Below are 26,656 nucleotides of genomic sequence, written 5' to 3' on the forward strand. Positions count from 1 at the left end.
CAAACCAGTTTCGCAGCTTATTTCCTCTCTAAAAAGGAGGAAAGCAAGTGCGCGCGTCTCCGAACTTTCAGCAGTCTACTCCATTCAAAAAAAAGATTCCCGACAGGAAAATCAATATTTAATACTATTTAACATTTGCAGAACAAAAACTTTTGATTACAACAAAAAAATAAGTAGTAACCCTTATTCCATATCAAAAGATTGCATTTCCACATCAAAGAAAACTTTTGCCAACTGTGCCAGGCTTGCATAAAAAGAAGCCTGCGGATGCGCGATAATCGCGTCACACATCGTTCCCACCCAGCTTTGCATGTGCGTCGCAAAGAACTGTTTTTGTGTTGCCAGATTAGCTTGCAAAATGTCGTCCGATGCGATCAGGTAACGCATCACTTCACACAGCGAGGCAATATGATCCTCAGACTCGACAATATGTTCCGCACGTTCCAACCCCAGATTCTGCAAATCGGTTCGCAATGCTGCCAGCGGCTTTTCCATCAGAAAGCCACTGAGGTAATACGAACCGTACAGCAAAACTTCAGGCTTACCGGTGCCAACAAAAAGCTGCTCATACTCATCCCGAACCAATTCTGCGTCGGACTTTCTTGCCGTCTCTATGAAATGCGTCCAGGCATCACCCAACACACCCTCGCCATTGGTTTCTGCGCTGCTCAGCACTTGTAGCAAATCTTTCGATGGCGGCGCATACATCAGGGTAGCAAGCAGGCCGTATAAATCCGCGCGCGCCGTTTCTTCGCCCTGATCGGCAGTTTCAAATTTAATCTGTGTTTCCATTTTTCTGTATTTCCGGTAATCGTCTTAGTGCGGACGCTGCAAATCAGCAGCACTCATCATATCGACAACGCGACAATCAGGGCACATACGAATGCGATCGAGATGTCCTGCAAATGCGCTATGCGCCCCAAGTTTTTGCAGCATGGTTTCTATCATCTGCGCTGTAGCAAACGGCTTGCTGCAGCGTATGCAGTGAAATGGCTGCGCTTCATTTAACACACGTACCTGTTTGGCGGACTCGGTTAGCAGCAGCCTCGGCGTCAGTGTTATTGCGTTTTCCGGACAAGTATCCTCACACAAACCACATTGCACACAATTGCGCTCGATAAAACGTATCTGTGGAGAATTAGCGTTATCCATCAAAGCCGAACTTGGGCAAGCACCTACGCATGACATACACAAAGTACAGGCGTCCTTATTGATCGCCACTGATCCATATAAAGATCCGCTCGGCAAAGCCACTTCATCGACCGCGGCCGGTGCATGCCTGAGTAGATGATCGAGTGCAAAGTCCATGCTGACACGCTTATCTTGCGCAACATTGAACAATGCTGGCGGTGGCACTTGCGCAGGCTTTAACGCATACAAAAACGATGACAATTCGGCGGATGAACCTGTTTCCAACAAATGAATATGCTGCCCCTGATAACCGAGTCCGGACAAAATCGCTTGCGTTATCTGTATCTGTTTTTGCAGAGCAAGGCGATATTCTGGCGCCTCTTCATCCGTCAATAAAATCGCGACAGAAGCAGCGCCATAACAAATCGCTGACAACCAGATTTCTATGCCTGTCGATGCCGTATGATGCAGCGCCATCGGAATCAATCGCGCAGGCAAGCCACGCCCACCCGCTTGCGCGGACTGCCCGCTCTGCTGAATTAAAGCAGCACCAGCTTCTTTACTATGAAAAAGAATTGCCGGTGCATTACCACCCGCTTTAGCATACGCCGACAACATTGTTTTGATATGCAGGCCTGTGTCGGGCGCACGCATATAGGCGTAGCTCATCGCACCGGTAGGACAGACCGTGGTGCAAGCGCCGCATCCGGCACATAAATTAGGATTGACCGATACCTTGTCGCCCGCAGCCGATATTGCGTCCGTAGAGCAAACATCCAGACAGGCATTGCATCCCAACTTGCCGCTGCGACTATGGGCGCAGAGTTTTTCTTTGTAGACAAAAAACTTAGGCTTCTCAAACTCACCGATCAACTGTGACAATTTCAACACCGCATCAAACTGTGCTGCCACATCATTGCCCGGCGCAAAATATCCCTGAGGCTTATCAGACATAGAGAACAAGGCTTGTCGTGACAAATCTAATATCAGATCACACGCCGTATCACGAACAACCGTTATACGCTCAAAATCAATCGCGCCGATCACACCGCAAGCCTTGACGCAATCACGGTGATTACTGCATTTATCCAGATCGATCTGATAACTGAAGTCAATCGCATTTTCCGGACAAACATCAATACAGGCGTTACAACGGGTGCAGGTTTCCAGATCAATCGGATTGCTTTGCTGCCAGCTCACTTCAAACTGCCCGAGGAAGCCGCGCAACTTGATCGCACTACCAGACCAGACCGGGAAAGTCCGGTCTGCCAGTCGCTCACCGTGTGCCGCGCCCTCTGTCAGCAAAACGCTCACCGCCATTTGCGCAGACAAGCGATGCGCCCACGGCAGAGCAACATCTGCGGAACCGATAATCAACAGATTTCCCTCCGACTGATAATTCACCGTGAGTACAGGTTCGGGCGCAGGCAAACTGGCCACCGCCAGCAAGGCGGCCATTTTTGGCAGACTTTGCTTACTTTCTTCAGACCACCCGGCACTCTCACGTAGATTCACAAATTTTATTGGTGCAACACTGGTTTGCGCCAACTCAGAAAACAAGGCACGCTCCTGAGTACAACCGACGATCACGTCATCAACGCCTTGCACTGCACTTAAAAAATTTCCCACTTCGCGGCGGCATAACATGTCACTGACTTGCACATGTTCCGCACCAATTGCCTGCGCTAATTGCGCGGCCGCAGCAGCATTTAAAGGCAGGGTTTTATTACAACTACAAATTTTTATTTGCGGATTCATTCTGATCGCTCTCATCATTATTTTGCTGCATTATTTTGCTGGCCAATTCGGTACTCTGCGGGACTGGTGATACCTGATCTGACAACGGCAATTCCGCCAGCGTAGGCTCAGCCACAAGTTCTGCAGCCAACGCACTTGGTTTCGCGTCACGCTCAGTGCTCGTTGCTTCATCCGCAACAGGATCAGGATCGAGCAAACGCTGCAAACCTTGTTCCAGATGTGCCAATGGATTCAGCAAGGTCTTGGCATGCAACAAAGACTCCAGCATTCCGGGCGGCAATGGGTCGGCTTTACCGTAATCATCAATATAAATATCCAGGCCATCCATGATATTGAAGTGCGGATTGGAAAACAGCTTTTTCATCGCAGAGCGACGCACTGACTCATCGACATCTTTCGCCATAAAGCGTGAAAAATCAGATTCATCACGCAATGCCGCCACGTCAGCCATGTCCGGTGCTTTATCTGGATTTTTTTCAACTTCACTCGTGTCAACAGGAGTCACGACAGCCAATTGCTCCGGGCGCGAATCAGATACGACTTCCTGAGTCACCTCCTTTTCAGCGCCACGCTTACTCCACCGGCTGAAAAAATCGCTGGCAGCCATATCAGTTTGGCTTCCGGTTGACGGATGCTTCAGCAAGCGCCATTTTCTGTACACCTTCACCACCTTCAAAGGAAGGACGCTTACGAGGTTTTTTACCTTCGTAGCGGAAATACTGCTGCGTGTATTCGGCAAGCCAGGCGGCAACATCTGTTGACAAAGGCAAAATATCCACTTGTTCACCGCCGTCTATTTGCCGTGCCGCCTCATCATAGGAAAGTGAAACAGATTTAGGTACAGCCAACTCGACGCCATCAACATCTTCCATGCGCCACATCACGAACCAGCATGGTGTTTCAGAGCTGAGATTCAGAAAATAACCAGGTGTTTCATCAACATGCAAGGTCGCTGAAAAGCCGGGAAACAGCCAGCGCTGCTCACCATCACCATTCATCAACTGATGTATTTTGGCATCAGGGGTATCAGCCAGAATTTCCAGTGGCTTCCATTGAAATGGCTGCCACCGATTATTCATCGGCATACGCTGCATGATTACACTCAGCGTAAAGGGTAGCTCGGTATTTTTTTCCATCGTGCTGGTATTATAGAGAAACAGAGTTAAGTTTCGAGAATAAGAATCCACCATCTCCCATGCAAGCCCCCCTCCCCATGCGCGATGGCATCGCGCCAAGTTATTTATGGTTACCTGAAGGCCAGTGGAGCAACATGATCAGCTTCCTGACCTCGCATTTCCCAGATGTAGGAGAAGCGACCTGGCTTTCTCGCATGGAAAGAAATGAAGTAGTAGATGCGCATGGTAACCCATTACAAAAGAACAGTTTAGCCAAGCGTGGAATGTGTATTTTTTACTATCGCGAAATCGATAGTGAAACCATTATTCCATTTGAAGCGCACATCCTGCATCAGGATGATCACTTACTGGTCGTCGACAAACCGCATTTTTTACCGGTCACGCCGGTTGGACGCTTTTTGCAGGAAACGCTGTTAGTCCGTCTAAAAAAGAAAACCGGCCTGCAACAGCTAACCCCGATACACCGCTTAGACCGGGAAACAGCGGGCGTGATCCTGCTCTCACACAATCCCGAAACCCGTGGCAAATATCAGGCGCTATTCCAGAAACGCAGCATAACAAAAACCTATCTTGCTCTGGCACCAGCCTTGCCCACACAAACATTTCCTCTTATCCACCGCAGTTGCATGACCGAAGGTGAGCGTTTTTTTACGATGCGTGAAAGCGATGGCGTAATCAACTCCGAAACCCTGATTGAGATTGCGGAACAACGCGGCGATATGAATCTGTATCGATTAACACCCGTTACAGGGAAAAAGCACCAACTGCGGGTACATATGGCAAGTCTGGGAGCGCCGATAGTAAACGACAGCTTTTATCCCATCGCACAAGCTTGCAAAGGCGACGACTTCAGTACACCTTTGCAATTACTGGCGAAGAGCATCGCTTTTGATGATCCACTGACCGGCGAACGTCGGGCATTCTCAAGTCATCGCGAACTTTAAGCATGCAACGAATAGTCGCTCAGGGACAAATCTATTGACATCAAAGCGTCATAAGGCTAATATGTCGGTCTTCGGAGTGTGGCGCAGTCCGGTAGCGCACCTGGTTTGGGACCAGGGGGTCCAAGGTTCGAATCCTTGTACTCCGACCAGAATTTTAAAAATCATATAATTGATTTTTCATCTTAAAGCGATACTATTTAAGTATCAGTGAAAAGATAAATGCAGTTTAGTTTTTCGGAGTGTGGCGCAGTCCGGTAGCGCACCTGGTTTGGGACCAGGGGGTCCAAGGTTCGAATCCTTGTACTCCGACCAGTTTAAAAGGATCGTTGATTTTCAACGATCCTTTTTTCTTTTTGCGTCAGCTTATATATCAATTGCCACATATCCCCGCTCAGCAATTCACTTGCCGGATAAAGTAGAAACAAAATAAGTCTGCGGTTATTTGGAGAATCTGGCCAGCAGCCGTACATCGCCGCCCACTTTCGCTACATCACGCAACACTAGTTGCTGCGCCTGATCAACATGCGTCAACAATGGCAGAGCAAACATCCCTACTCCGTCACCAAGTAATTTAGGAGCCAGATAGACCAGCAATTCATCAACACAACCGGCCGCAATCATCGCGCCGTTAAGTGTTGCACCAGCCTCCACATGCAATTCATTGAATTGTCGTCGCCCCAGCTCAAGCATCAATGCGGGCAGACTAATCCGCCGGCTGGAATCTGGCAGACAAAGCACTTCCGCTCCCGATGCCTCCAGCGCCAGACGCTTTGGCAGGTCGTCGATAGCGCAGATCACCAGCACACCGCCTTGCAATATTTTTGCAGATACGGGGATTCTTAAATTCGAATCCAGCACGATGCGTAAGGGCTGACGCGGAGTATCAACCCCACGCACATTGAGTAATGGATCATCTGCCAATACCGTGCCTATACCCGTCAGTATCGCATCTGCCCGAGCACGCCAGACATGGCCATCGTGTCTGGCTTCCGCTCCAGTAATCCACTGACTCTGACCGTTCGGCAATGCTGTTTTCCCATCAAGGCTTGCAGCCGCCTTCATGCGCACCCACGGCTTGCCAGTTTCCATGCGGGTAAAAAAGCCGATATTCATCTCGCGGGCGCGATCCGCCAGATCAGCGTGAGTCGCACACTCTACATCGATACCCGCCGCCTGCAATATCGCCAATCCACGTCCGGCGACTTGTGGATTGGCATCACCAACAGCCGCCACAACCCGCGCCAGCCCGGCATCGATCAGTGCGTTTGCACATGGCGGCGTGCGCCCATAGTGGCTGCAAGGCTCCAACGTCACGTACGCAGTTGCACCCCGGACATCCATACCATTGGCAGCCGCATCGCGCAGCGCCTGAACTTCTGCATGCGCCTGCCCCACCGGTTGGGTCCAGCCGCACCCGATGGCAACACCATCACGCACAATAACGCAGCCGACTTTAGGGTTCGGTGAAGTCTCGATGGTAGCGCGGGAGGCGAACTCCAGCGCCACCTCCAGCCAATGACGATCTGCTTTTTTATCTACGGAAGACATCCATATCCACCAATGTGATCAGGTGTGCTGAATACTGATGCTCGGAAATTTACTGGTCATGTCTTTCGCCTTTTCAGCGACTTTTACAGCCAGTTTGCGGGCAATTTCTTTGTAGATTTGTGCAATTTTCCCATCGGGATCAGCAACCACGGTTGGCTTCCCAGAATCTGCCTGTTCACGTATCGCCATCGTCAATGGCAAACCGCCAAGAAAATCGACGCCATAATCCGCGCACATTTTCTGGCCGCCACCCTCACCAAAAATCGCTTCCGCATGTCCGCAATTGGAGCAAATATGCGTACTCATATTTTCGATGATGCCCAGAATAGGAATGCCGACTTTTTCGAACATTTTCAAACCTTTGCGCGCATCCAGCAACGCAATGTCCTGCGGTGTTGTCACTATCACGGCACCAGTCACCGGCACTTTCTGCGACAAGGTCAATTGCACGTCACCAGTACCTGGCGGCATATCGACAATCAGATAATCCAGATCGCGCCAGTTGGTCTGTTCCAGCAATTGCTGCAAGGCCTGCGTGACGATAGGACCGCGCCAGACCATAGGCTCATCCGGATCAATCATGAAACCGATGGAGGACACCTGCAGCCCGTGATTCTCCAGCGGCTCCATGGTTTTACCATCGACAGTTTCAGGGCGACCATTAATCCCCATCATCATTGGTTGCGACGGGCCATAAATATCAGCATCCAGAATACCGACCGCAGCACCTTCAGCGGCCAGCGCCAGCGCGAGGTTTACCGCTGTCGTCGATTTGCCGACACCGCCCTTACCTGACGCTACCGCAATAATGTTCTTCACATTCGGCATCAGTTTGATGCCGCGCTGAACCGCATGCGCGACAATTTTCGATGTCACATTAACGCTGACATTACCAACACCCGGTAATGCGCGCACAGCGGCAATCACACTCTTACGTATCAGGTCAAACTGACTTTTTGCCGGATAACCTAACTCCACATCGAGGCTCACATCGTCGCCATCGAGCTTGATGTTTTTAGCGGACTTGCTCTTGATCAGGTCAAGCTGGGTATTAGGATCAATCACTTTTGATAAAGCATTTTTAATATCGTCAACGGTCAGTGTCATGTCATTCTCCATTCAATGTCCGCAAGTCTAGCGCAAAACGTGAAAAGACTGCGGATAGCCCTGCGCAAAGACTGAGTTTTAGCCCCTGCGTCAAATGCAATTCTGATGATGAAAGTCTGAAAAAAATCAAAAAAGGCAGGACAAGGCTGGAACTCATCTCAAGGACGAACGACCGATGCCTGCAGATATCGCCGATCACAGGTATGCTGAGAGCATTCCACGCATTGCATTGTTTTCAAAGAAAACCTTATGAGCAATTACCCGCTGACCTTGCTATACGATGAATCCTGCCCGCTATGCAAACTTGAAATCGATAATCTGAAGGCACGCAACGATAAAGATTTGCTGAAGTTTATTGATATTTCTGGCGAACAGTTTGACACCAGCCCTTACGGCATACCGCAGGCAGAACTGATGCGCATCATCCATGCAATCAAACCCGATAACAGTATCGTGACCGGTGTCGCCGTTTTCCGGCTGGCTTATGAAGCCATCGGACTAGGCTGGATCACAGCGCCAACCGGATGGCCACTGCTAAAGCCCTTGTTTGACTGGCTTTACATTCGCGTCGCTGACAACCGCTACCGCCTGTCAAGCCGCGTGACCGGATACTTATTCGAGGTGGCAGCGAAACGCGCGGAAAAACGCAGCCGCAGATGCAAAGATGATCAATGCTCTGTGAAATAGTGCTAGCGATGACAACACAAATTCAAGGTCAGGAACATTGATCCACACGGACATCAACAGCCAGGCGTACGACGGAGAACCGGCGAAAAAACCGCCACCGCATACAGCAACACGCGACCCCAGAACGTCGGGCCAATAATTTTTTGCTGCATCAGCCCTCTGACACGCTGCCAGCGTGAGAGATGATCAAACTCGGTCAGATAGGTGAGCGTCGATGAAAACTTTGCAGGAATAACTGGAAATTGTGCGGTGAACAGTTTTGCCTGGCGTATCGCATCCTGTAAATTTTTACGGGCCAGCTGTAATTTTCTGCGTGGAGAAAACAGCTTCTCCCAAAAACTACTGACACTGGCACCGACCTGATTATTGTCATGCTGGCGATAAAACATGGTCGCCTGACCGACATGGCCGATATGCCCGAAAACACCGGCTACCAGCATCAGCCACCAGTCATGCATCACTGCGCCATCAGGCACCGGCGATGCCATTTCCAACAAGCGACGGTTCAGCATCATGGTGCAACCGGGTGCGACGTTATACAGAAACATGGACTCTGGACGAACGTAACCGACCGGATCAATTTTCTGATACGCAAAAAAAGAAGGAGAAATCACATTGAGCTGATGATCCGTAACCGCCAGATCGGTGAACACCAGCAGTGGCACTTCCGTCCCGAATTGGCGTTCGAGCTCCTGCATTTTCTGAAAACTCAGGGCGATTTTATTGTTGTGCCAGACATCATCCTGATCAGCCAGCATGACGTAGGCAGCATCCGTGTGCGCCAGCGCATGATTAAAATTGTGAATGACACCGCGCTGGTGATTGATGTGCAATTGCACGTGAGTATATGTGTTGCAGATATTTCTCACGATCTCTGCGGTCGCATCTGTTGAAACGTTATCGGAAACAATCAGCTTACCGAGCGAGGCACCAACAGCAGACACGTCATTGGCAAAAATCGAATCGATCTGAGCGGAGATGTATTTTTCTCCGTTATATGAAGCTAAAGCAATATCTATCGTCGGCATGGGGTGGCGCGGGAAAAAGTAAGATCAACAAGTAACGGTACAGACTACGGTGAAGGAATGCTTAAAAAAATCACCATAAAACAATACCTTTTTTTCTTGCTGCGATAATCATTGCAACGGTAATCAGTATTTCCGTTAAATACAGACTAATGATCAAACCTGTCGATTGATAACGATACGTCAGATAGCAGGCATACAGCGCGTGCAGCGGCCCGGCAACCAGATAGATTTTGCTCAGTATCCTGCTTTCACCAACAGCAAGAAAACGCCACTGAGAAATAATCGTTGCAAAGCCAATCACCAGCGGCAGAAAAGCAAGTGCCTTCAGATACATTGCTGCCTGCGCAAAACTTGCGCCAAGGTAGCGTAATGCAATGACGTCGGCAAAACAAAACAGGACGAGACCACCCGCTAACTGAACACCTAACAGTATGTAGGAACCACGCCGGATCAGCGAGCGCGACTCGTCGCTTTTATCGGATTCTTTATGTAGTGCGGCGATACGGGGAAACAAGGCGGCGGCGATAGGCTGAATGAAACCTTGAGCAGCGACGCGGATTTTATCGGTCGCTGCAAAATAGGCGACCTGATCGGCACCGGCAAATAGCTTCAATAAAATGATATTGATCGTCGTGTAAAAACTGGTGGAAATATTCGACAAAAAGACTGGCCATCCCTCTTTTAACATCCCCCATATGCTGCGCAAACTGATACTGGCACTTACCAGTATCTTAGTTTGCCTCGCGTAGTAAAAGGACATCACAGCGGCGACAACACCCGGGATGTTTTGCAGCACCGCTGCCATCACCAGATCATCTGTCGTTTTAACCAGAACAAAAACCAGCGGCAAAGGCAGCAGGCGCGATGCGGCGGTAATCAGGGCGAGCGCCCGCATTCTCTCTAAGCCCTGAAATAACCAGGTCGGAAAAAGTGCATTGCCTAAAACGCCGATAAAGCATGCGAGGAACAACACTGCGTGCTGCTGCACGTCTGCAAAAACGGCAATCAGCAACAGACAGGCCAAACCGCCTGCGGCAGACAAAATAAGTTTCACGGCGAGCGTATTGGCAACAACACCAGAAACAGAGTACTTATCACCGCTATTGATCGCGATCAGTCTGGTTGCAGTAATCCCGAAACCATAATCCGTAATCAAAATAAAATACTGTATCACTGCCTGGGCAAAACCCAGGGCGGCAAAATCCGGCACACTTAACACCCGCGTCAGATAAGGGAGAGTCACCAGTGGTGCCAGATAAATCAGGCCCTGTACAAAAACGAGGTAAAAAATATTTTTTGTTATCGATGTCATTATTAAGATTAGCGTCACCGGGCTATCACCGATCTCTCGGCACATGAGAGACGTGATCATACCTTGTCACAGAGCCTGCAATATTGCTCCTGGAAAAAAAACTGCCATTTTTTTCTTCCACTGAAAAACTTTACATCGATTTGTCCCAAAGCAAAGGAAAAAACGGCCCGGACTCAGGCAGCTTGTTAAAATACGGTCTTCCTTCGCATTTAGTCCACCAGGCGCATGAATACGTACCTGATGGTCGCTACCAATCTATGTCTACGCCTTCCAACCTGTCGCCCTCCCTGCCTACCATCGTTGATACGGCCGCAGGTCATTTAAAAAACATACTGCTCACAGCGTTTGAGCACAGCCCGGAAAAAACTGCCGTCATCGTTTACGATCAGAACTCACCTCTGGCAACGATATTGACGGCGGCTTACCGCGCCTGCCTGCCAACGGCCACCTGCATAGACTTTGATGCGGTTGCACCGGCATTCATTTTACAAACGCTGGAGCAATTGCAAGCGTCAGATCTGGTCATACTGATTCAATCGACGAATTTCCGGCTTGAAGCTTACCGTTTGCGTGTGGAGCTGTTTAAAAAAGGGCTGAAAGTGATAGAGCATCCGCATCTTGGCCGTATGGATGGCAAGGAAGTGGATTATTACATCGACTCTCTGGCATACGACCCAGGGTACTACCGGGTTGTGGGGCCCGCGCTCAAAGAGAAAATCGACAAGGCCAGCAGCGGTATTATTGACAGCGGCGGCGAACAGCTTATTTTCGGCGGCAAGTTTGAATCCGCCAAGATGAACATCGGCGACTATCGTGAAATGAAAAACGTCGGTGGCCAATTTCCTATTGGTGAAGTGTTCACCGAATCCGTTGATCTCGAAGCGGTGAACGGACGCGTGCGGATTTTTGTGTTTGGCGACACCACATTTACTGTCAATCGACCGGAAAAACCGATCACACTGATTGTCAGTAAAGGCCAGGTCGTCGATGCGCTTGATTCCACGCCGGAATTTGACCGCGTGCTGGCCAATATCCGTGCGGATGATGGCGTGATCTGGGTCAGAGAGCTGGGGCTGGGAATGAACCCCGCGTTTTCCAAAGACCGTACCGTACGTGACATCGGCACCTATGAACGCATGTGCGGCATTCATCTGTCATTAGGATCAAAACATGGCAGTTATGCGAAACCGCATATCAAACGGGGCGAAGGTCGACACCATGTCGACGTCTTTGCCATCACTGAATCAGTCCGACTCGATGACGAGGAAGTCTATCGTGATGGCGCATGGGTCGTCTGACACAGGCTATACTCGATTAACTCTCTATTAACAACAAAATCCGGCAAGCCCAGGGGCAGTTATCTGACTCAGGGCGACGTTACTGTGCAGGGTAAGGTAAAAGACCGCGAAAATACCTGTTCGCTCAGCACTCATTCCAGCAAACACACTTTCAGCCAGAGTTTCGCTGGTAGAATAATGCCCTTGTCCGTAAATAAAAAAGTGCATCAACCATGACCCGCAAGCTCTTCGTTACCACCGCCCTTCCTTACGCAAATGCTCCGTTTCACCTCGGTCACATCATGGAATACATCCAGGCTGATATCTGGGTAAGGCATCAGCGAATGTCGGGTAACGAAGTGCATTTTGTCGGTGCTGACGATGCGCACGGCGCGCCGATTATGATTGCGGCAGAAAAAGCCGGCATTTCTCCACAAGAGTTCGTGGGGAAAATAGCGGCTGGTCGCAAGCAATATCTCGATGGCTTTCATATTCAGTTTGACAACTGGCATTCGACCGATGGCCCGGAAAATCATGCCTTGTCGCAGGATATCTACCGCAAACTCAAAACAGCGGGCTTCATCACCAGCAAGACCATCGAGCAATTCTATGATCCGGTCAAAAACATGTTTCTGCCGGATCGCTACATCAAAGGCGAATGCCCGAAGTGTGGCGCCAAAGACCAGTACGGCGATTCCTGCGAAGTCTGCAGTGCCGTCTATGCACCAACTGAATTGAAAAACCCGTATTCAACACTCACTGGTGCTACGCCGGTGATGAAATCATCCGAGCACTTTTTCTTCCAGTTATCGAACCAGAAATGTGTGGACTTCCTGCGTGGCTGGGCACTGCAAGACAATCGCCTGCAATCGGAAGTCGCCAATAAATGTAAAGAATGGCTGGAAGGCGACGGCGGTTTAGGTGACTGGGATATCAGCCGTGACGCACCTTATTTTGGCATTGAAATTCCTGATCAGCCGGGCAAATATTTCTATGTGTGGCTGGATGCGCCAGTCGGCTATCTGGCATCGCTGAAAAATTATTTCAATAAAACCGGTCGCGATTTCGATGCGTTCATGGCGGATCCGACCACCGAACAAATTCATTTCATCGGTAAAGACATTACTTATTTCCACACCCTGTTCTGGCCTGCGATGCTGAAATTTTCCGGCTACAAAACGCCAGATAATGTGTATGCCCACGGCTTCGTCACCGTTTCCGGCGAAAAAATGTCGAAATCACGCGGCACAGGTATCTCGCCGCTGCGTTATCTGGAAATCGGTATGAACCCTGAATGGCTGCGTTACTATTTCGCCGCCAAACTGAATGCCAAGGTAGAAGATCTGGATTTGAATCCGGATGATTTTGTGGCGCGCGTGAATTCTGATCTGATCGGTAAATACATCAATATCGCCAGCCGCGCAGCCGGCTTTATCACCAAGCGTTTTGACGGTGTTGTTACCAGCGACTGGGCGACAGCAGATGACGCGTTTATTCAGCATCTGCGCAATGCTGCGCCAGAAATCAAAGCGCTGTTTGAGTCCCGCGAATATGGTAAAGCACTGCGTGCTGCGATGGAACAAGCCGATCTGGTTAACGCGTATGTCGATGCAAACAAACCTTGGGAACTGGCAAAGAAACCAGAGAACGATGCAAAATTACAGGAAGTCTGCAGCCGCTTGCTGGAAGCTTTCCGCATTCTGACGATCTTCCTGAAACCAGTACTGCCGCAACTGGCAGCGCAGGTAGAGGCGCAATTGGATATCGCACCTTTGCAGTGGGCAGACGTCAACACCCCGATTCCGCATCAACATAAAATTCATCCGTACGCACATCTGATGCAACGTGTCGATATCAAGATTTTTGATCAGTTATTTGATGCTCCAGTGGCAGATGCGGCCCCCGCTACAGAAGAAAAAGCCAGCGACATAGAAGCACTCGCAGAAGAAATCAAAATTGATGACTTCGCCAAAGTGGATCTGCGTATTGCGAAAATCATCAATTGCGAGCACGTCGATGGCTCTGACAAATTGCTGCGTCTGACGCTGGATGTAGGCGAAGGCCGCACCCGCAACGTATTTTCCGGCATCAAATCAGCTTATCAGCCAGAACAACTGATAGGAAAATTCACGGTGATGGTGGCCAATCTTGCGCCAAGAAAAATGAAATTCGGCATGTCCGAAGGTATGGTACTGGCAGCCTCAGCGGCCGACGAAAAAGCCAATCCCGGCCTGTATATTCTTGAAGCCTGGCCAGGTGCTCAACCAGGAATGCGCGTCCGTTAATTTTTCTGCCAGCATGAATATAGCCCTACGCGAAGCAGTCCCCGAAGATGCGCAACTGATTGCGCATCTGACCCGCAGTTGCTGGGCAAATAAAGTTGCCGCCAGCTCTGCCGGGCACCATGAAAATGCAGATGATGTTATTGCCGACTTATGCCAGGGTGGGGGCTTTGTGCTGTTGATCGATGATATGCCAGCTGGCTCAGTCCGTTGGACCGCTCTCGATACCGATACGAATGTGTGGGAAATACGACGCATGGGCATATTGCCGGCCTTTCGCAATCAATCGCTATCGCAACATCTGCTGGAAGCAGTCATCCATGCAGCACAGAATGCTGGCATCACTGAACTCAGGCTAGGGGTCAGAACCGATCAGCCGCGCTTGTTAGATTTATATACCGCATACGAATTTGAACTGGCTCCGGAACTCGACTACGCCCACGCCAATCCCCACGAACCAGCACCTTATGTCATGCGTCGCTTTCTGAAGAACTGACCTGTCCGTTGATCCTCATCTGATCGCATTGCACTATGCAGACAAAGAACTTTTACCAAAATCTGATGTCTTGATACTCTCCCTATCCGGAAATAACTTCATGAACAGCATAATCAGCACAAGCAACACCAACGCAGCGTCCGCAATGATTTCCCCGATTCCAGCCCGGCTACAGCAACTTCGTGCAGCCATGAAAGCGCATAGTCTGGATGCTTACATCATCCCTTCTGCTGATCCGCATTTATCCGAATATCTGCCAGAACACTGGCAAGGACGTACGTATCTGTCAGGCTTTACAGGTTCGGTCGGCACGCTGGTGGTGACGGCTGATTTCGCTGGTTTATGGGTGGATAGCCGTTACTGGAGTCAGGCCGAAAAAGAGCTGGCACCAACGGGCATACAGATGATGAAAATCGCTTCTGCTGCCGCGACCTTACATATCGACTGGCTGGCACAACATCTGACGAGCGGGCAAACCGTCGGTGCCGATGGCTTCGTACTCGGTCTGGCAACCGCCCGCGCACTGACATCTGCGCTGCAAGCAAAGTCTGTCAGGCTCGATACTAGCAAAGATCTGCTGCAAGATATCTGGCCGGATCGCCCTGGCTTGCCACTCTCTCAGGTATACGAACACAAAGCACCATTTGCTGTCATCAGTCGCAAAGATAAGTTGACGCAGGTACGCGAACAAATGCGATCAAAGGATGCAGATTGGCATTTTGTCTCCACGGTTGATGATATCGCCTGGATATTCAATTTGCGTGGTGCCGATGTCAGTTACAACCCGGTGTTTGTCGCACATGCGCTGATCAGCGCAGACAAAGCGACGCTGTTTGTTTCCAAAGGAAAAATTGACCAGGATCTCGCTGCGGTTCTGGCTCTGGATAAAATAGAAATTGCGGATTATTCAGAGGCCCAAAGTGCTCTGCGACATTTACCGGCAACAGACAGCATATTAATTGATCCACGCCGCATTACTTACGGCTTTCGTGACGCGATTCCTGCTTCAATCCGCGTCGTTGAGGCGATCAATCCATCCGTGTTTGCCAAATCGCGAAAAACGGCGGAAGAAGCCCAATTCGTGCGGGAAGCGATGGAGCAGGACGGTGCCGCTTTGTGTGAATTTTTCAGTTGGCTCGAAACCAGTCTGGGCAAACAAACGATCACAGAAATCACGATTGATGAGCAAATCTGCGCAGCACGTGCTCGTCAGCCGCATTTCATCTCACCCAGCTTTGGCACGATTGCCGGATTTAATGGTAATGGCGCGATGCCACATTATCGCGCAACACCAAAATCCCACGCCGTTATTGAAGGCGACGGCCTGTTACTGATTGACTCTGGCGGGCAATATCTGAATGGCACCACGGATATCACCCGGGTGATGCCGATAGGAACGGTGTCTGAAGCGCAAAAACGTGATTTCACGCTGGTGCTCAAAGGTATGATCAATCTGTCGCAGATGCAGTTTCCACGCGGTACGCCATCACCTATGCTGGATACGGTGGCGCGCGCGCCGATATGGCGGGAAGGTATCAATTACGGTCACGGAACGGGCCACGGCGTTGGTTACTTCCTGAATGTCCATGAAGGCCCACAGTCGATCTCAGGAGCACTAGCAGAAGCCCATACTGCAATGGAAGCAGGAATGATTACGTCCAATGAACCTGGTATTTATCGTCCCGATCAATGGGGCGTGCGTATCGAAAATCTACTGCTGACCGTGCCTGCAGTGACAACGGAGTTCGGTGACTATCTGAAATTTGAAACGCTGACTTTATGCCCTATCGATACACGCTGTATTCTGGTTAACTTTTTGCGTGATGACGAAATCGACTGGCTTAACGCTTACCATGCAACGGTGCTGGCACGGCTGACGCCAAGAGTCACTGGTGCAGCGCTGAGCTGGTTGCAGGAACGCACAAAAGCAATCAGCAAATAACAAAGCCGCAATCTGTAGGAATGATTAAACGAAGCCACATCCAATCAAGATGTGGCTTCGTTTTATTCGGGTCGCCATCCACGACAAAACTGCAAAAAATCCTGTATATGCCGGGACAATAGTTTATGCGGACTATATATCAGATAAAAATGACGCTTTAGTGGCGGAAGTTTTGTTTCCAGTTCATGTAATTTCCCCAGCGCCAGCAAATCAGCAACTACCACACGTGACAGGCAAGCGATCCCAAGACCCGCAGCAGCCGCGTGCATAATCGCTTCCGATGTACCGAACTCGCCCGCCAGTTTTAAGTTTTTCAGATGTGGCAACAACACTTGCTCGACATTTTCTCGTGTACCGGAACCGTGCTCCCGTAACAACCAGGACGCAGAACGCAACTCCCTGATACAGATGCTGCCATTCTTTTGTGCCGCATACGGATGTTCCGGTGAGCAAACAACGACCATTTCATCCTCAAACCACGGTTCAACCAGTAAATCCGTGCGATGGCAAGGCCCCTCAATGAAACCAAAATCGACTTCGTAATTCGCGACAGCACTGACAATATCGGCCGTATTCGCGATGGTCATCTGCGGATGAGACATGGTGTGCCGAGCAAAAGCAGTCAGTTGTGAATCAGTTACTGGACTGGCAGCCAGCAAAGCCGGCAAGCAATAACTGCCTATCGTTGTACTGGCACCGATCCGGATACACGACCAGTTGGCATCCCCCGACGAAAACTGCAGTTCTATCGAATTTGCAGCATCGAGTATCAGGCGCGCCTGCGGCATTAATAGACGACCATTGTCGTTTAACAGCAAACGCTTACCGACACGGTCAAATAACTGCGTGTTGAGCATATGTTCCAGCTCATTCAGTGCCGCACTGGCAGCCGATTGTGAGAGTGCGACAGCATTCGCCGCAGCCATAGTGCTGCCCTGCTCTGCCACTGAAACGAATACTTGCAATTGACGCAGACTGATTTTCATAAATTAACCTATTTTTTAGTTTAATTATACAAAATTAATTCGTTTTATTAGTTTAATAAAAAACGATATTCTGCGCTCATTCACAAAAAACAGATCATTATGATTCGCACCGATTCAACCAACTCACCCCAAAAGATTTCTCTGGGAGGATATGCTCCCGGCTTACTGTTATGCGCAACACTGGCGACAATCGCTATGTCGCTCAGCAAGTTAGTCTGGATGCAAAACCATGGATTAAGTAATCTGACTACCGCAATATTGTTGGGTATGATCGCGGGCAATAGCCATGCCATATTTCAGCATCGAGGGCTGGAGCAAGGCATGATGATTTCCAAACAAACATTGTTGCGCGCCGGGATTATTCTGTACGGCTTGCGCCTGAGTTTCAGGGACATTCAACAGCTCGGCGGCACAGCATTCGCTATTGACGCGCTCGTCCTTGGTACAACGTTCGCCATCGCTTTATTTCTCGGAAAAAAAGTCTTTGCGCTGGACGACAAATTAACGGTCTTGATTGGGGCGGGCAGTTCTGTCTGCGGTGCGGCCGCAATCATGGCGACGAGCCCAGTGATTAAAGGGAAATCAGATGATGCCAGTATTGCGATCTCTGGCGTGATGATATTTGGCACCCTCAGCATGTTGATGTATCCACTTGTTTTTGAGTGGAACAGGCATGTCCAGGTCATTCCGCTTTCGACATCTGGCTTTGGTATTTACGTAGGTTCGACCATGCATGAAGTTGCGCAAGTAATTGTTGCCGGCAAGGCCGTGAGTGACTCGGCGGGCGATGCTGCTGTCATCACGAAAATGCTCAGGGTCATGATGCTGGCACCATTTCTGCTCCTGCTGCCATTCGTATTGCGCTTACTTAAAAAACACAATACGAAGGTAATACCACAAACTGATGGCAGCGAAAGCAGAATAGAAATTCCCTGGTTTGCCTTCATGTTTATCGGCGTCGCTGCAATCAACTCTGTATTGATCATTCCAACTGGAATCAGAACCGTGTTGACGAACACCGATAATTTTATTCTCTGTATGTCTATGGTTGCTTTGGGCTTAAGTACAAAAATCAGTACCTTGCGACAAGCAGGAATAAAACCAGTATTGCTCGCCATGAGCTTGTGGCTGTGGCTGATCTTTGGCGGGGCTGCAATCAACTATGTGTGTAAATAATGTTCAGCTTTTGCATCAGTTTGTCGCCAAAAACTTTTTCAAGGCAGTATTCATCTGATCCAGTTGAGTAAACAATTCCACTTGCTTGGCCGCGGCCACACTCAAATCATTCGTCTTACCGAAATGCTCTAATTCCCTCGCCAGCGACTCAACCGGAACCGCGCAGAAATTGCCAACCAGCCCCTTCAGTGTGTGTGCAGAACGGTACAGTAACTCGCTGTCTTGTCGCGCCACGGCATCGGCAATTTCTGCCTTGTACTGATCACAGGCGTCAAGAAAAGAATGGGCGATAATGTTGACGATCTCTGTGTCGGCATTCAGTAAAGCCGCCTCATAATCAAATGATGTGTTTTCTGTCGGCATATCTGTCTTTGAAGATGGGTTATTCATGTCAGTTTTCGCACTTTGCAGTGCCTGCTCTGCGGTCACGTTGGTATTCTGCGCCAATTGTTTCAGTAATTCTCTTAACAATTCCGCCCTGATAGGCTTGGATAAATAATAATCCATACCCGCTTCATGACATCGTTCCCAGTCGCCGGGCATGGCATTGGCCGTCATTGCAATGACAGGGGTATGTCGGCCATCGCCATGTGAGTGTTCAGCGTCGCGGATACGTTGCGTTGCCTCGACACCTCCCATTTTCGGCATCTGCATATCCATCAGAATGGCATCAAACGGTTGCCGTGAAAACTGCGACAGCGCATCCAGACCATTTTCTGCCACAGTAGCAATATGACTCCATTTATTCAAGAGCGCGAGAATCAGTTTCTGATTCACCGGATTATCCTCGACAACCAGAATGCGTAATGGCGGAGAAGAATATTGCGTACTATCCAATTGCTCCTGAACACCCGGCGTCGTTTTTTTATTCTCACCTTTCACGACGGTACTGATGGCATCGTAAAGCTCGGACTGACTCACAGGTTTTAAAACGTAGTTTGTCATACCTAATCCCTGGCAATCCAGGAAACCCTCACGCGAGCCTGCGGATGAAAGCAACACTGTTTTTGATTTTAATTCTTCATATTCTGAAGCAAGCCGGGTCAAAAATTCAAAGCCGCTCATACCGGGCATACAGACATCAAGCAGAATCACATCTACATGTCGCCCATCAGATTGCAGCTGCGACAGCAACCGCAGCGCCTCCTCTGCAGATGTAGCAGCAACGGGTTTTATCTTCCATTTTCTCAGCGTATCGGAAAAAAATAAGCGATTAACAGCATTGTCGTCAACAATCAGTGCAGTCATGCCAGCAAAATCCACCACTCGTTTTGAAGCGCGATCTTTTTCAGCTTTTGCCAAGCTGATCGTAAAGTAAAACGTGCTCCCTTTCCCCGGTTCGCTATTGAGCGCGAGCAAGCCGTTCATACAATGAACCAGTCGGGATGAAATTGTCAGACCAAGGCCAGTCCCCCCATATTTACGCGTCGTTGACGTGTCCGCCTGACTGAATGCATCAAAAATACTGCTTTGTTTTGCTTTCGGAATACCGATGCCGTGATCCGTAACAGAAAAATAAATGTCGAGTCGTGTCGTATTTTCATGTGCCAGTTGGACATCAACAATCACCTCACCTTTTTCACTGAATTTAATCGCGTTACCGACGAGATTCGTCATGATCTGACGCAGACGCCCAGGATCACCGATCACGATTTCCGGAATAGCTGCATCTATTTTATAGACCAGTTCTATGCCTTTTTCCGACGCTCTGAGCGACAGCGCCCTCAAACACGAAGCAACCAATTCCCGTAAAGAAAACTCGATTTTTTCCAGCTCTATCTTTCCAGACTCAATTTTCGAAAAATCCAGAATATCGTTGATGATACTCATTAAAGATTGGGAAGATAATTTAACCAGTTCAAGATATTCGCGTTGTTCACCACTGAGATCAGTGTCCAGTGCCAACTCCGTCATTCCGATGATGCCATTCATCGGCGTTCTGATTTCATGGCTCATTGTCGCCAGGAACTCGCTTTTTGCTTTATTCGCTGCCTCTGCATCATTTTTTGCCTGAAGCAGATCAGCCTCAAACCGGAGTCGCTCAGTGATGTCCCTGCACGATCCATAGATGCTGCCATCCGGCAAAAGCGCGGCATTCAATTCAACCGGGATGGTATCCCCATCTTTTTTCAGCAAGGTAATCTCGGCACGGAAATGCTTCTCCTCCAGGATATGACACAAAAAATTGCGCATCGCCAGCTCCCGGTCTGCTAACGGCAATAAGTTATACATACTGCTGCCAAGCAGCCCGAGTCTGGAGTAACCCAGCATATTCGCGGCAAGATCATTCACATAAACCAATTGCTGACTCGTGTTCGCAACAAACACCGCGTCAGCAGCATTGTCGAGCAACATCCTTTGTCTTGCCTCACTGTCCCGAAGCGCCCGGTCTGTTGCTAAACGGTCTGAAATATCTTTAAAGACAGCGACGGAACCAACTATCTTGCCACGATCAATAATTGGCGATGCGACTATCGACACAGGAAAAAGACTGCCGGACTGATGCTGGAAGTATTCGAGATCAGAACGAAATACTTCACCGGATGTGATTGTTTGATGTATCGGACAATCCTGATTCTGAACATGCGCACCATCCGGACGTATAGAGTGCACAAGATCGTGAAGTATTTTCCCTTTCAAATCAACCAGACTCCGCCCCAGAATTCGCTCTGCCTCAGGGTTAAGAAACGTACATACCCCTTGTGCATCCAGCGTGTACACACCTTGTCCGAGGTTATGCATCATGTTTTGCATCAGCGTCTGATTGGATTCTATCTTTTCACGTAAGCGCCACTGTTCCGTGATATCAGTGCGAATGGAAATATATTGATATGGTCGCTGATGACTATCCAGAAAAGGAACGATAGTCGCATTTGTCCAATAATAGCTACCATCCTTTGCCTTATTACGAATTTCCCCGTGCCAGACATGACCGCTGGTAATCGTTCTCCACATATTCTGAAAAAAAGCCAGCGTATGTAATCCGGAATTAACGATACGATGGTTTTGCCCTATGAGTTCAGCGGAGCCGTACTTACTGATCTCGCAAAATTTTTCATTGACATAAATGATCGTACCACTGGGATCTGTCACACTGACAATGGCATGCTGATCTAATGCAAACTGCTGTTTTTGTAGCGCCGTCAACGCTGACTTCAGCTTATCCGAATTGATATTTTCGTCAGAACTTTTTCCCGATGAAAAAAATAATTGATCGTTCGTCGCTTTCAAGGTCGGCGGAATTTGATTGCCACTTTCACACTCCTGCTGCAAGCTGGCATTTGCGTGCGATAGCGCATCTGAATTTGGCCTGAGACGCTGCCTGCACTCAGCCAATTCACTATCTGATCGCTGATAGTCCAGATCGATCTGGGCAAAAAAATGCCGCATGCCACGTAGCACCTGTCTCGTACTGTCGCTCATCGCTGGCAGGTCTGGCAGTTGCGTCAATTGCTCCAGCTCTCCCAGCACAGTTTCTAGCTGCCCCTCACTGTGTATACCAAGCGAGTTACTGTTTTGAAGCAAAGATAATATATGTCGCATCAAATACTCTTTGCAGTCGCGGTATTGATCATGATCTGATTATCTATCGGCAGGGTTTTGATTGAAGGGGAACAGCAGCACGTTTCATACGAAAAATAATATCTGTTTTTTGTACGCAAACATGGCCAGACCGCTATGAAAAAAATCATTTTTTATTAATTGTAATCATCCTTGTACAGATTTTTGACCGCCAATATCCTATCCAACCCGGCAAAGAAGGCATCGACGCATAAGGGGTCAAAGTGCTGACCAGATCCATCACGTAAATGGGCAAGCGCATCTTCGTTATTCCATGCTTTTTTATATGGACGTTCAGATGTCAGGGCATCAAAAACGTCAGCAACGGCGACGATTCTCGCAAACAAGGGAATTTTTTCACCAGCCAACCCGTTCGGATAACCGCTACCATCGAATTTTTCATGGTGTGCCAACGCGATCTCCGCACCAGTCGTCAGCAGATTGGACGAACTACCCGCCAGGATTTCATAGCCAAGCAAGGTATGCTGCTTCATCACAGAAAATTCATCTGGTGTCAGCTTGCCAGGCTTTAATAAAATGCTGTCCGGGATGCCCACTTTACCGACATCGTGCATCGGTGCTGCCTCCAGAATTAAGTGTTGATCCTCTGACGATAAACCTAATTGCTCGGCGATAATCTTCGAATAGTTGGCCATGCGGAGAATATGGGCACCGGTTTCCGGATCTCGTGACTCGGCGGCTTTTGACAAGCGAAAAACAGTTTCTCTTTCCCGCTCTAAAATTTCAGTAGTCGCCTTTTTTACTGATTCATCAAGCCACATCGCCTTGTCCTCGAGAAAACGCTGGCTTTTACGCAAAGCCAGCATATTCCGGGTTCTTGCGAGAAACTCAATTTTATCGATAGGCTTGATCAGAAAATCATTCACCCCGGCATCAAGTGCCTGGTAACGTAATTCGAGTTCATTGTTGGCGGTGATCATCAGGACGGGAATGTCGTGACACCCTTCCAGCTCACGAAAACGCCGGATAAATTCAATGCCATTCATTGCCGGCATCATGTAGTCGACCATAATCAGGTCGGGTACATTGTTGGCGCACCATGCGAGCGCTGCCCCCGGCTCACTGAAACTTACCGACTTACATTTATCTATTTTCTTTAATAGCAAACACAGCAATGTAACGTTGATTTGTGCGTCATCCAGCACCAATACGTTCATTTCCATTAAACATCCCCCCAGAGTACATCTGGTCAGCAAAACCTCTGCACAACTTCTGTCAGCAGCAATGGTTTTGAGTTTAACTTATCTGTATTCAGGAGAAATAGGGAATAACAAAATTTATCCTTTCACCGGATAAATAATGCCATAGACAAAAGCAAGCAGAACACTACTCTTCGATAGCGATATTTGCGGGGAATTGCACGGTGAATTTGCTGCCAACGCCGGGGGTCGATTCGATCAGCAGTTGCGCTTTATGTCGCAACAGTACATGTTTAACAATCGCCAATCCCAAGCCGGTTCCCTGTGTTTCACGCGAGCGACTTTTATCGACCCGGTAAAAACGCTCCGTCAGACGGGAGATGTGCTCAGGACTGATGCCTATACCGTTATCCGTGACAAAAAATTTTGCCCCTTGAGGAGTGTTGATCCAGCTGATATGAATTTTTCCTTCTTCTGGTGTATAGCGGATAGCGTTTGTCACCAGATTAGTCAGTGCACTGCGTATTTCATCCTTGCTGCCACGGATGTCGGGACCATCGATTTCCAGTGTAATCAGGTGGCGTCCGGCGGAAAGCGCCTCTGCTTCCTGCAAAATTTGCTCCAGCAAGCCGCGCATATCAATGGTTTCAACACGTAACAAGTGATCCATGGATTCAAGGCGTGTCAATGTCAGCATATCCTCCACCAGGCGCTGCATACGCTCGCCCTGCTCCGTCATCAGTTTCAGATGCGAATGGCGGATTGTGATATCCAAATCCGGTTGTAAAGAAGCAATTTCCAAAAAGCCGTTAATGACCGTCAAAGGAGTGCGTAACTCATGGGATGCATTCGCGATAAAGTCGCGACGCATCATATCAATACGTTCAGATTCTGTAATGTCGTGCGTCACCAGAATCTGACGCCGGTTTTCAAACGGAATAATATGTGCGATCAGCTTACGGTCACGAAATGACAGCGTCAGTGGCGTTTCATAGCGCCCCAGAATAATGTAGTCCATAAACTCGGGCGTGCGCACCAGGTTTGTGACGCGCATTCCTTTGTCTTTTGCCAGACTCAGCCCCAGATGACTTTCAGCTGCGGGATTACACCATTCAAGAAATAGGACGTCATCCATGATGACGACGCCATCAGGTAACAATGTCATTGCCTGACGAAAGCGTGCCAGCCATTCAGTCAGCTCTGCCTGATTTTTTTCATCTCCCCTGCGCGATTTATAAAGCCGGGAAAAAATATCCGTCCATGCGCCCCAGCCATCCGGCAAGCGTGAACTGGCGGGATTATCCAGCCAGTCCGCCAGTCTTTGCAAATAAAAAAGCTGTAACAGAACCAGCCCCGACATCGCAATAAAACCAAGCAATAGTCCGATTACAGCCCCCCACAGATACGCGGCGATACCGGTAGCAATGATAATAAGCAAGGCGCGAATAGAGCTGGAAACCCAGAAAACAAGACGTGGAGACATGAAAATCCCTGATATTTTTTTAATTTTGGGTAGAAGTGATGGTACACAAAACCGGATCGACTGAGAAACAATATACAATGCCGATCAAAACAAGTACCGATACTGATAACACTACTTTCAAATATAAAAAACAACCACATTCATACTATGTTGAATGTGGTTGTTTTTCATATTTCAGTCTGGCTGCCCACAACGAGAGCCCATTACTTTTCAGACAGCATATAACCAACGCTACGCACTGTTTTAATCAGCGACTCTGCAGATTTCAAGACTTTACGCAGACGCAGAACGTGCACGTCAACGGTACGCTCCTCAATCACGACGTGATCACCCCAGACTTTATCAAGCAATTGGCTACGTGAAAAAACGCGCTCGGGGTGTGCCATGAAAAACTTCAGTAATTTATATTCTGCATGGCCAATATCGACCTTCTGATCATCAATTTTGACGGTACAGCTAATCGGATCAAGTACGACATTACCTGCCGCCAGTGCGGTCTGTGCGTGTTCAGGACTCTTGCGGCGGAGTAAAGCCTTCATCCGCGCAGTCAATTCACGAGGAGAAAATGGCTTTGTGATGTAATCATCTGCTCCATGATCCAGACCAGCAATTTTATCTTCCTCCATACTTTTCGCGGTCAGCATAATGACAGGAATTTCATTGAACTGGCGGTCAGAGCGGATTTTGGAAAGCAATCGTAATCCGCTCTGGTCAGGCAGCATCCAGTCGAGCAGAATCAACTGCGGAGTGCGACGTTGAATAAAATCCCACGCCTCGGCAGTATTATTGACAGCGAAAGTATTCCAACCTGCAGCACGCAGGGTAAAACTGACTAATTCAACAATCGCTGGTTCGTCTTCGACAATTAATATTGTGGTATCAGCAGCCATTATCTGTATTTGATTTTTTAGTGTTTCTGATCTTGTTTGACAGCGACATAATCCGAATGACGGATATCTTTGCCTTCAACAATGTAAACCGTATATTCGGCAATATTTTTCGCGTGATCAGCTATTCGTTCTATCGCTTTTGCGACCCATAAGGTGTCGAGCGCTGAAGAAATCGTACTCGGATCTTCCATCATAAAGGTAATCAGATTGCGCATAATGGAGCGGAAATCATTGTCAATAATTTCGTCCTGGGCAATCAGCTGAACAGCTCGTTCACCATCGAGCCGGGCAAAAACATCCAATGCCTGGTGCAGCATATCAGCAACGCTGGCGGCCAATACACGAACGGTGTCGTGGCCATTAAACATAGGGATGCTGCGCCGATTGAGTTGACCTTCTTTCGCAATACGGGCAATTTTGGTTGATTCATCACCAATACGCTCAAGATCGGTAATCACTTTGCCGGTCGCGACAACGGTACGCAAATCATTTGCGGCTGGCTGACGTTTCACAATCAACTGGCTGCACATGTCATCGAGTGCAACCTCTAACCGGTTCACTTCCAGATCAGACTGAATGACGATTTCAGCCTGTTCTGCATTGCCTGTACGAAAACAGGACATCGCATCATGGAAATGGCTTTCTACCAAACCGCCCATCAACAAGACCTTGGAACGTATCGTTTCCAGATCACTGTCGTATTGTTTTGAAGAGTGTTCGCCTGTCACAGGTTTCTCCTGAATTCTTGTAAT

21 protein-coding genes and 2 tRNA genes are annotated in these 26,656 nt (G+C 48.8%); 9 read left to right on the top strand and 14 right to left on the bottom strand.

The annotated features are described in order from the left end of the window. Positions 1-183 precede the first annotated feature (183 nt). From Undi14_RS10260 to Undi14_RS10275, 4 genes are read right to left on the bottom strand one after another with little or no spacing between them, the layout of a single operon-like run. Positions 184-792: a molecular chaperone gene (locus Undi14_RS10260; protein WP_200180012.1), complete on the bottom strand. Its 609-nt coding sequence runs from the start codon at positions 790-792 to the stop codon at positions 184-186. 24 nt (positions 793-816) lie between these two features. Continuing rightward, the gene (locus Undi14_RS10265) at positions 817-2,889 is read right to left on the bottom strand and encodes a 4Fe-4S binding protein (protein WP_200180013.1); all 2,073 of its coding nucleotides are present in this window, start codon (positions 2,887-2,889) and stop codon (positions 817-819) included. Then, complete coding sequence (locus Undi14_RS10270; RefSeq protein ID WP_200180014.1) at positions 2,864-3,496, bottom strand: DUF3306 domain-containing protein; 633 nt, start codon at positions 3,494-3,496, stop codon at positions 2,864-2,866. Before Undi14_RS10270 ends, Undi14_RS10265 begins: the two co-directional genes overlap by 26 nt. A gap of 1 nt (position 3,497) precedes the next feature. Then, entirely contained in the window at positions 3,498-4,025 is a 528-nt protein-coding gene (locus Undi14_RS10275) for a DUF3305 domain-containing protein (RefSeq protein WP_200180015.1), read from the bottom strand. Between the two features lie 59 nt (positions 4,026-4,084). Here Undi14_RS10275 and Undi14_RS10280 point away from each other — a divergent pair, with 59 nt between their 5' ends. The 3 genes from Undi14_RS10280 to Undi14_RS10290 all read left to right on the top strand — a co-directional run bounded on the left by Undi14_RS10280 (position 4,085) and on the right by Undi14_RS10290 (position 5,281). After that, on the top strand, positions 4,085-4,969 hold the full coding sequence (locus Undi14_RS10280; RefSeq protein WP_234030527.1) for an RluA family pseudouridine synthase: 885 nt from the start codon (positions 4,085-4,087) through the stop codon (positions 4,967-4,969). 72 nt (positions 4,970-5,041) lie between these two features. Continuing rightward, positions 5,042-5,118, top strand: a tRNA-Pro gene (locus tag Undi14_RS10285). Positions 5,119-5,204: 86 nt separating this feature from the next. Then, a tRNA-Pro gene (locus Undi14_RS10290) sits at positions 5,205-5,281 on the top strand. Positions 5,282-5,407: 126 nt separating this feature from the next. On the opposite strand, the gene ribD is transcribed toward Undi14_RS10290, so the two are convergent. Continuing rightward, positions 5,408-6,517 (bottom strand): bifunctional diaminohydroxyphosphoribosylaminopyrimidine deaminase/5-amino-6-(5-phosphoribosylamino)uracil reductase RibD, encoded by a 1,110-nt coding sequence (gene ribD, locus Undi14_RS10295; RefSeq protein WP_200180016.1) that lies wholly within the window; start codon positions 6,515-6,517, stop codon positions 5,408-5,410. Positions 6,518-6,535: 18 nt separating this feature from the next. Continuing rightward, a complete protein-coding gene (gene apbC, locus Undi14_RS10300) occupies positions 6,536-7,624 on the bottom strand; it encodes an iron-sulfur cluster carrier protein ApbC (protein WP_186898031.1) in 1,089 nt (362 codons plus the stop codon). A 249-nt stretch (positions 7,625-7,873) separates the two neighbouring features. Here apbC and Undi14_RS10305 point away from each other — a divergent pair, with 249 nt between their 5' ends. Beyond that, a complete protein-coding gene (locus Undi14_RS10305; RefSeq protein WP_186885239.1) occupies positions 7,874-8,311 on the top strand; it encodes a thiol-disulfide oxidoreductase DCC family protein in 438 nt (145 codons plus the stop codon). Positions 8,312-8,364: 53 nt separating this feature from the next. Here the strand turns inward: Undi14_RS10305 and Undi14_RS10310 are convergent, their stop codons facing one another. Both Undi14_RS10310 and Undi14_RS10315 read right to left on the bottom strand, forming a co-directional pair. Further along, positions 8,365-9,339 carry a glycosyltransferase family 2 protein gene (locus Undi14_RS10310; RefSeq protein WP_200180018.1) on the bottom strand — a complete coding sequence of 325 codons (975 nt, stop codon included), beginning with the start codon at positions 9,337-9,339 and terminating at the stop codon, positions 8,365-8,367. 70 nt (positions 9,340-9,409) lie between these two features. Continuing rightward, on the bottom strand, positions 9,410-10,651 hold the full coding sequence (locus Undi14_RS10315) for a flippase (RefSeq protein WP_200180020.1): 1,242 nt from the start codon (positions 10,649-10,651) through the stop codon (positions 9,410-9,412). Between the two features lie 257 nt (positions 10,652-10,908). On the opposite strand from Undi14_RS10315, the gene Undi14_RS10320 reads away from it, so the two are divergent. The 4 genes from Undi14_RS10320 to Undi14_RS10335 all read left to right on the top strand — a co-directional run bounded on the left by Undi14_RS10320 (position 10,909) and on the right by Undi14_RS10335 (position 16,648). Further along, a complete protein-coding gene (locus Undi14_RS10320; RefSeq protein WP_200180022.1) occupies positions 10,909-11,949 on the top strand; it encodes a hypothetical protein in 1,041 nt (346 codons plus the stop codon). Positions 11,950-12,161: 212 nt separating this feature from the next. After that, complete coding sequence (gene metG, locus Undi14_RS10325) at positions 12,162-14,213, top strand: methionine--tRNA ligase (RefSeq protein WP_200180028.1); 2,052 nt, start codon at positions 12,162-12,164, stop codon at positions 14,211-14,213. 13 nt (positions 14,214-14,226) lie between these two features. Further along, positions 14,227-14,706, top strand: coding sequence for a GNAT family N-acetyltransferase (locus tag Undi14_RS10330; RefSeq protein WP_186898025.1), 480 nt, complete (start codon positions 14,227-14,229; stop codon positions 14,704-14,706). Between the two features lie 100 nt (positions 14,707-14,806). Further along, on the top strand, positions 14,807-16,648 hold the full coding sequence (locus Undi14_RS10335; protein ID WP_200180031.1) for an aminopeptidase P family protein: 1,842 nt from the start codon (positions 14,807-14,809) through the stop codon (positions 16,646-16,648). Between the two features lie 62 nt (positions 16,649-16,710). Here the strand turns inward: Undi14_RS10335 and Undi14_RS10340 are convergent, their stop codons facing one another. Beyond that, positions 16,711-17,634, bottom strand: coding sequence for a LysR family transcriptional regulator (locus Undi14_RS10340; RefSeq protein ID WP_200180033.1), 924 nt, complete (start codon positions 17,632-17,634; stop codon positions 16,711-16,713). Positions 17,635-17,733: 99 nt separating this feature from the next. Here Undi14_RS10340 and Undi14_RS10345 point away from each other — a divergent pair, with 99 nt between their 5' ends. Further along, positions 17,734-18,810 (top strand): YeiH family protein, encoded by a 1,077-nt coding sequence (locus tag Undi14_RS10345; RefSeq protein ID WP_200180035.1) that lies wholly within the window; start codon positions 17,734-17,736, stop codon positions 18,808-18,810. 15 nt (positions 18,811-18,825) lie between these two features. Here the strand turns inward: Undi14_RS10345 and Undi14_RS10350 are convergent, their stop codons facing one another. The 5 genes from Undi14_RS10350 to phoU form a co-directional block, all read right to left on the bottom strand. Next, complete coding sequence (locus tag Undi14_RS10350) at positions 18,826-22,353, bottom strand: PAS domain-containing hybrid sensor histidine kinase/response regulator (protein WP_200180037.1); 3,528 nt, start codon at positions 22,351-22,353, stop codon at positions 18,826-18,828. Between the two features lie 155 nt (positions 22,354-22,508). After that, entirely contained in the window at positions 22,509-23,555 is a 1,047-nt protein-coding gene (locus Undi14_RS10355) for an HD domain-containing phosphohydrolase (RefSeq protein WP_370589936.1), read from the bottom strand. 163 nt (positions 23,556-23,718) lie between these two features. Beyond that, positions 23,719-25,014, bottom strand: coding sequence for a phosphate regulon sensor histidine kinase PhoR (gene phoR, locus Undi14_RS10360; protein WP_200180039.1), 1,296 nt, complete (start codon positions 25,012-25,014; stop codon positions 23,719-23,721). A gap of 203 nt (positions 25,015-25,217) precedes the next feature. Continuing rightward, positions 25,218-25,904 (bottom strand): phosphate regulon transcriptional regulator PhoB, encoded by a 687-nt coding sequence (gene phoB, locus Undi14_RS10365; RefSeq protein ID WP_186885228.1) that lies wholly within the window; start codon positions 25,902-25,904, stop codon positions 25,218-25,220. Positions 25,905-25,921: 17 nt separating this feature from the next. Next, positions 25,922-26,632: a phosphate signaling complex protein PhoU gene (gene phoU / locus Undi14_RS10370; protein WP_186885227.1), complete on the bottom strand. Its 711-nt coding sequence runs from the start codon at positions 26,630-26,632 to the stop codon at positions 25,922-25,924. Between the last annotated feature and the right edge of the window lie 24 nt (positions 26,633-26,656).

The organism is Undibacterium sp. 14-3-2 (assembly GCF_016595265.1).
In the GTDB taxonomy this organism is placed as follows: domain Bacteria; phylum Pseudomonadota; class Gammaproteobacteria; order Burkholderiales; family Burkholderiaceae_D; genus Undibacterium; species Undibacterium aquatile.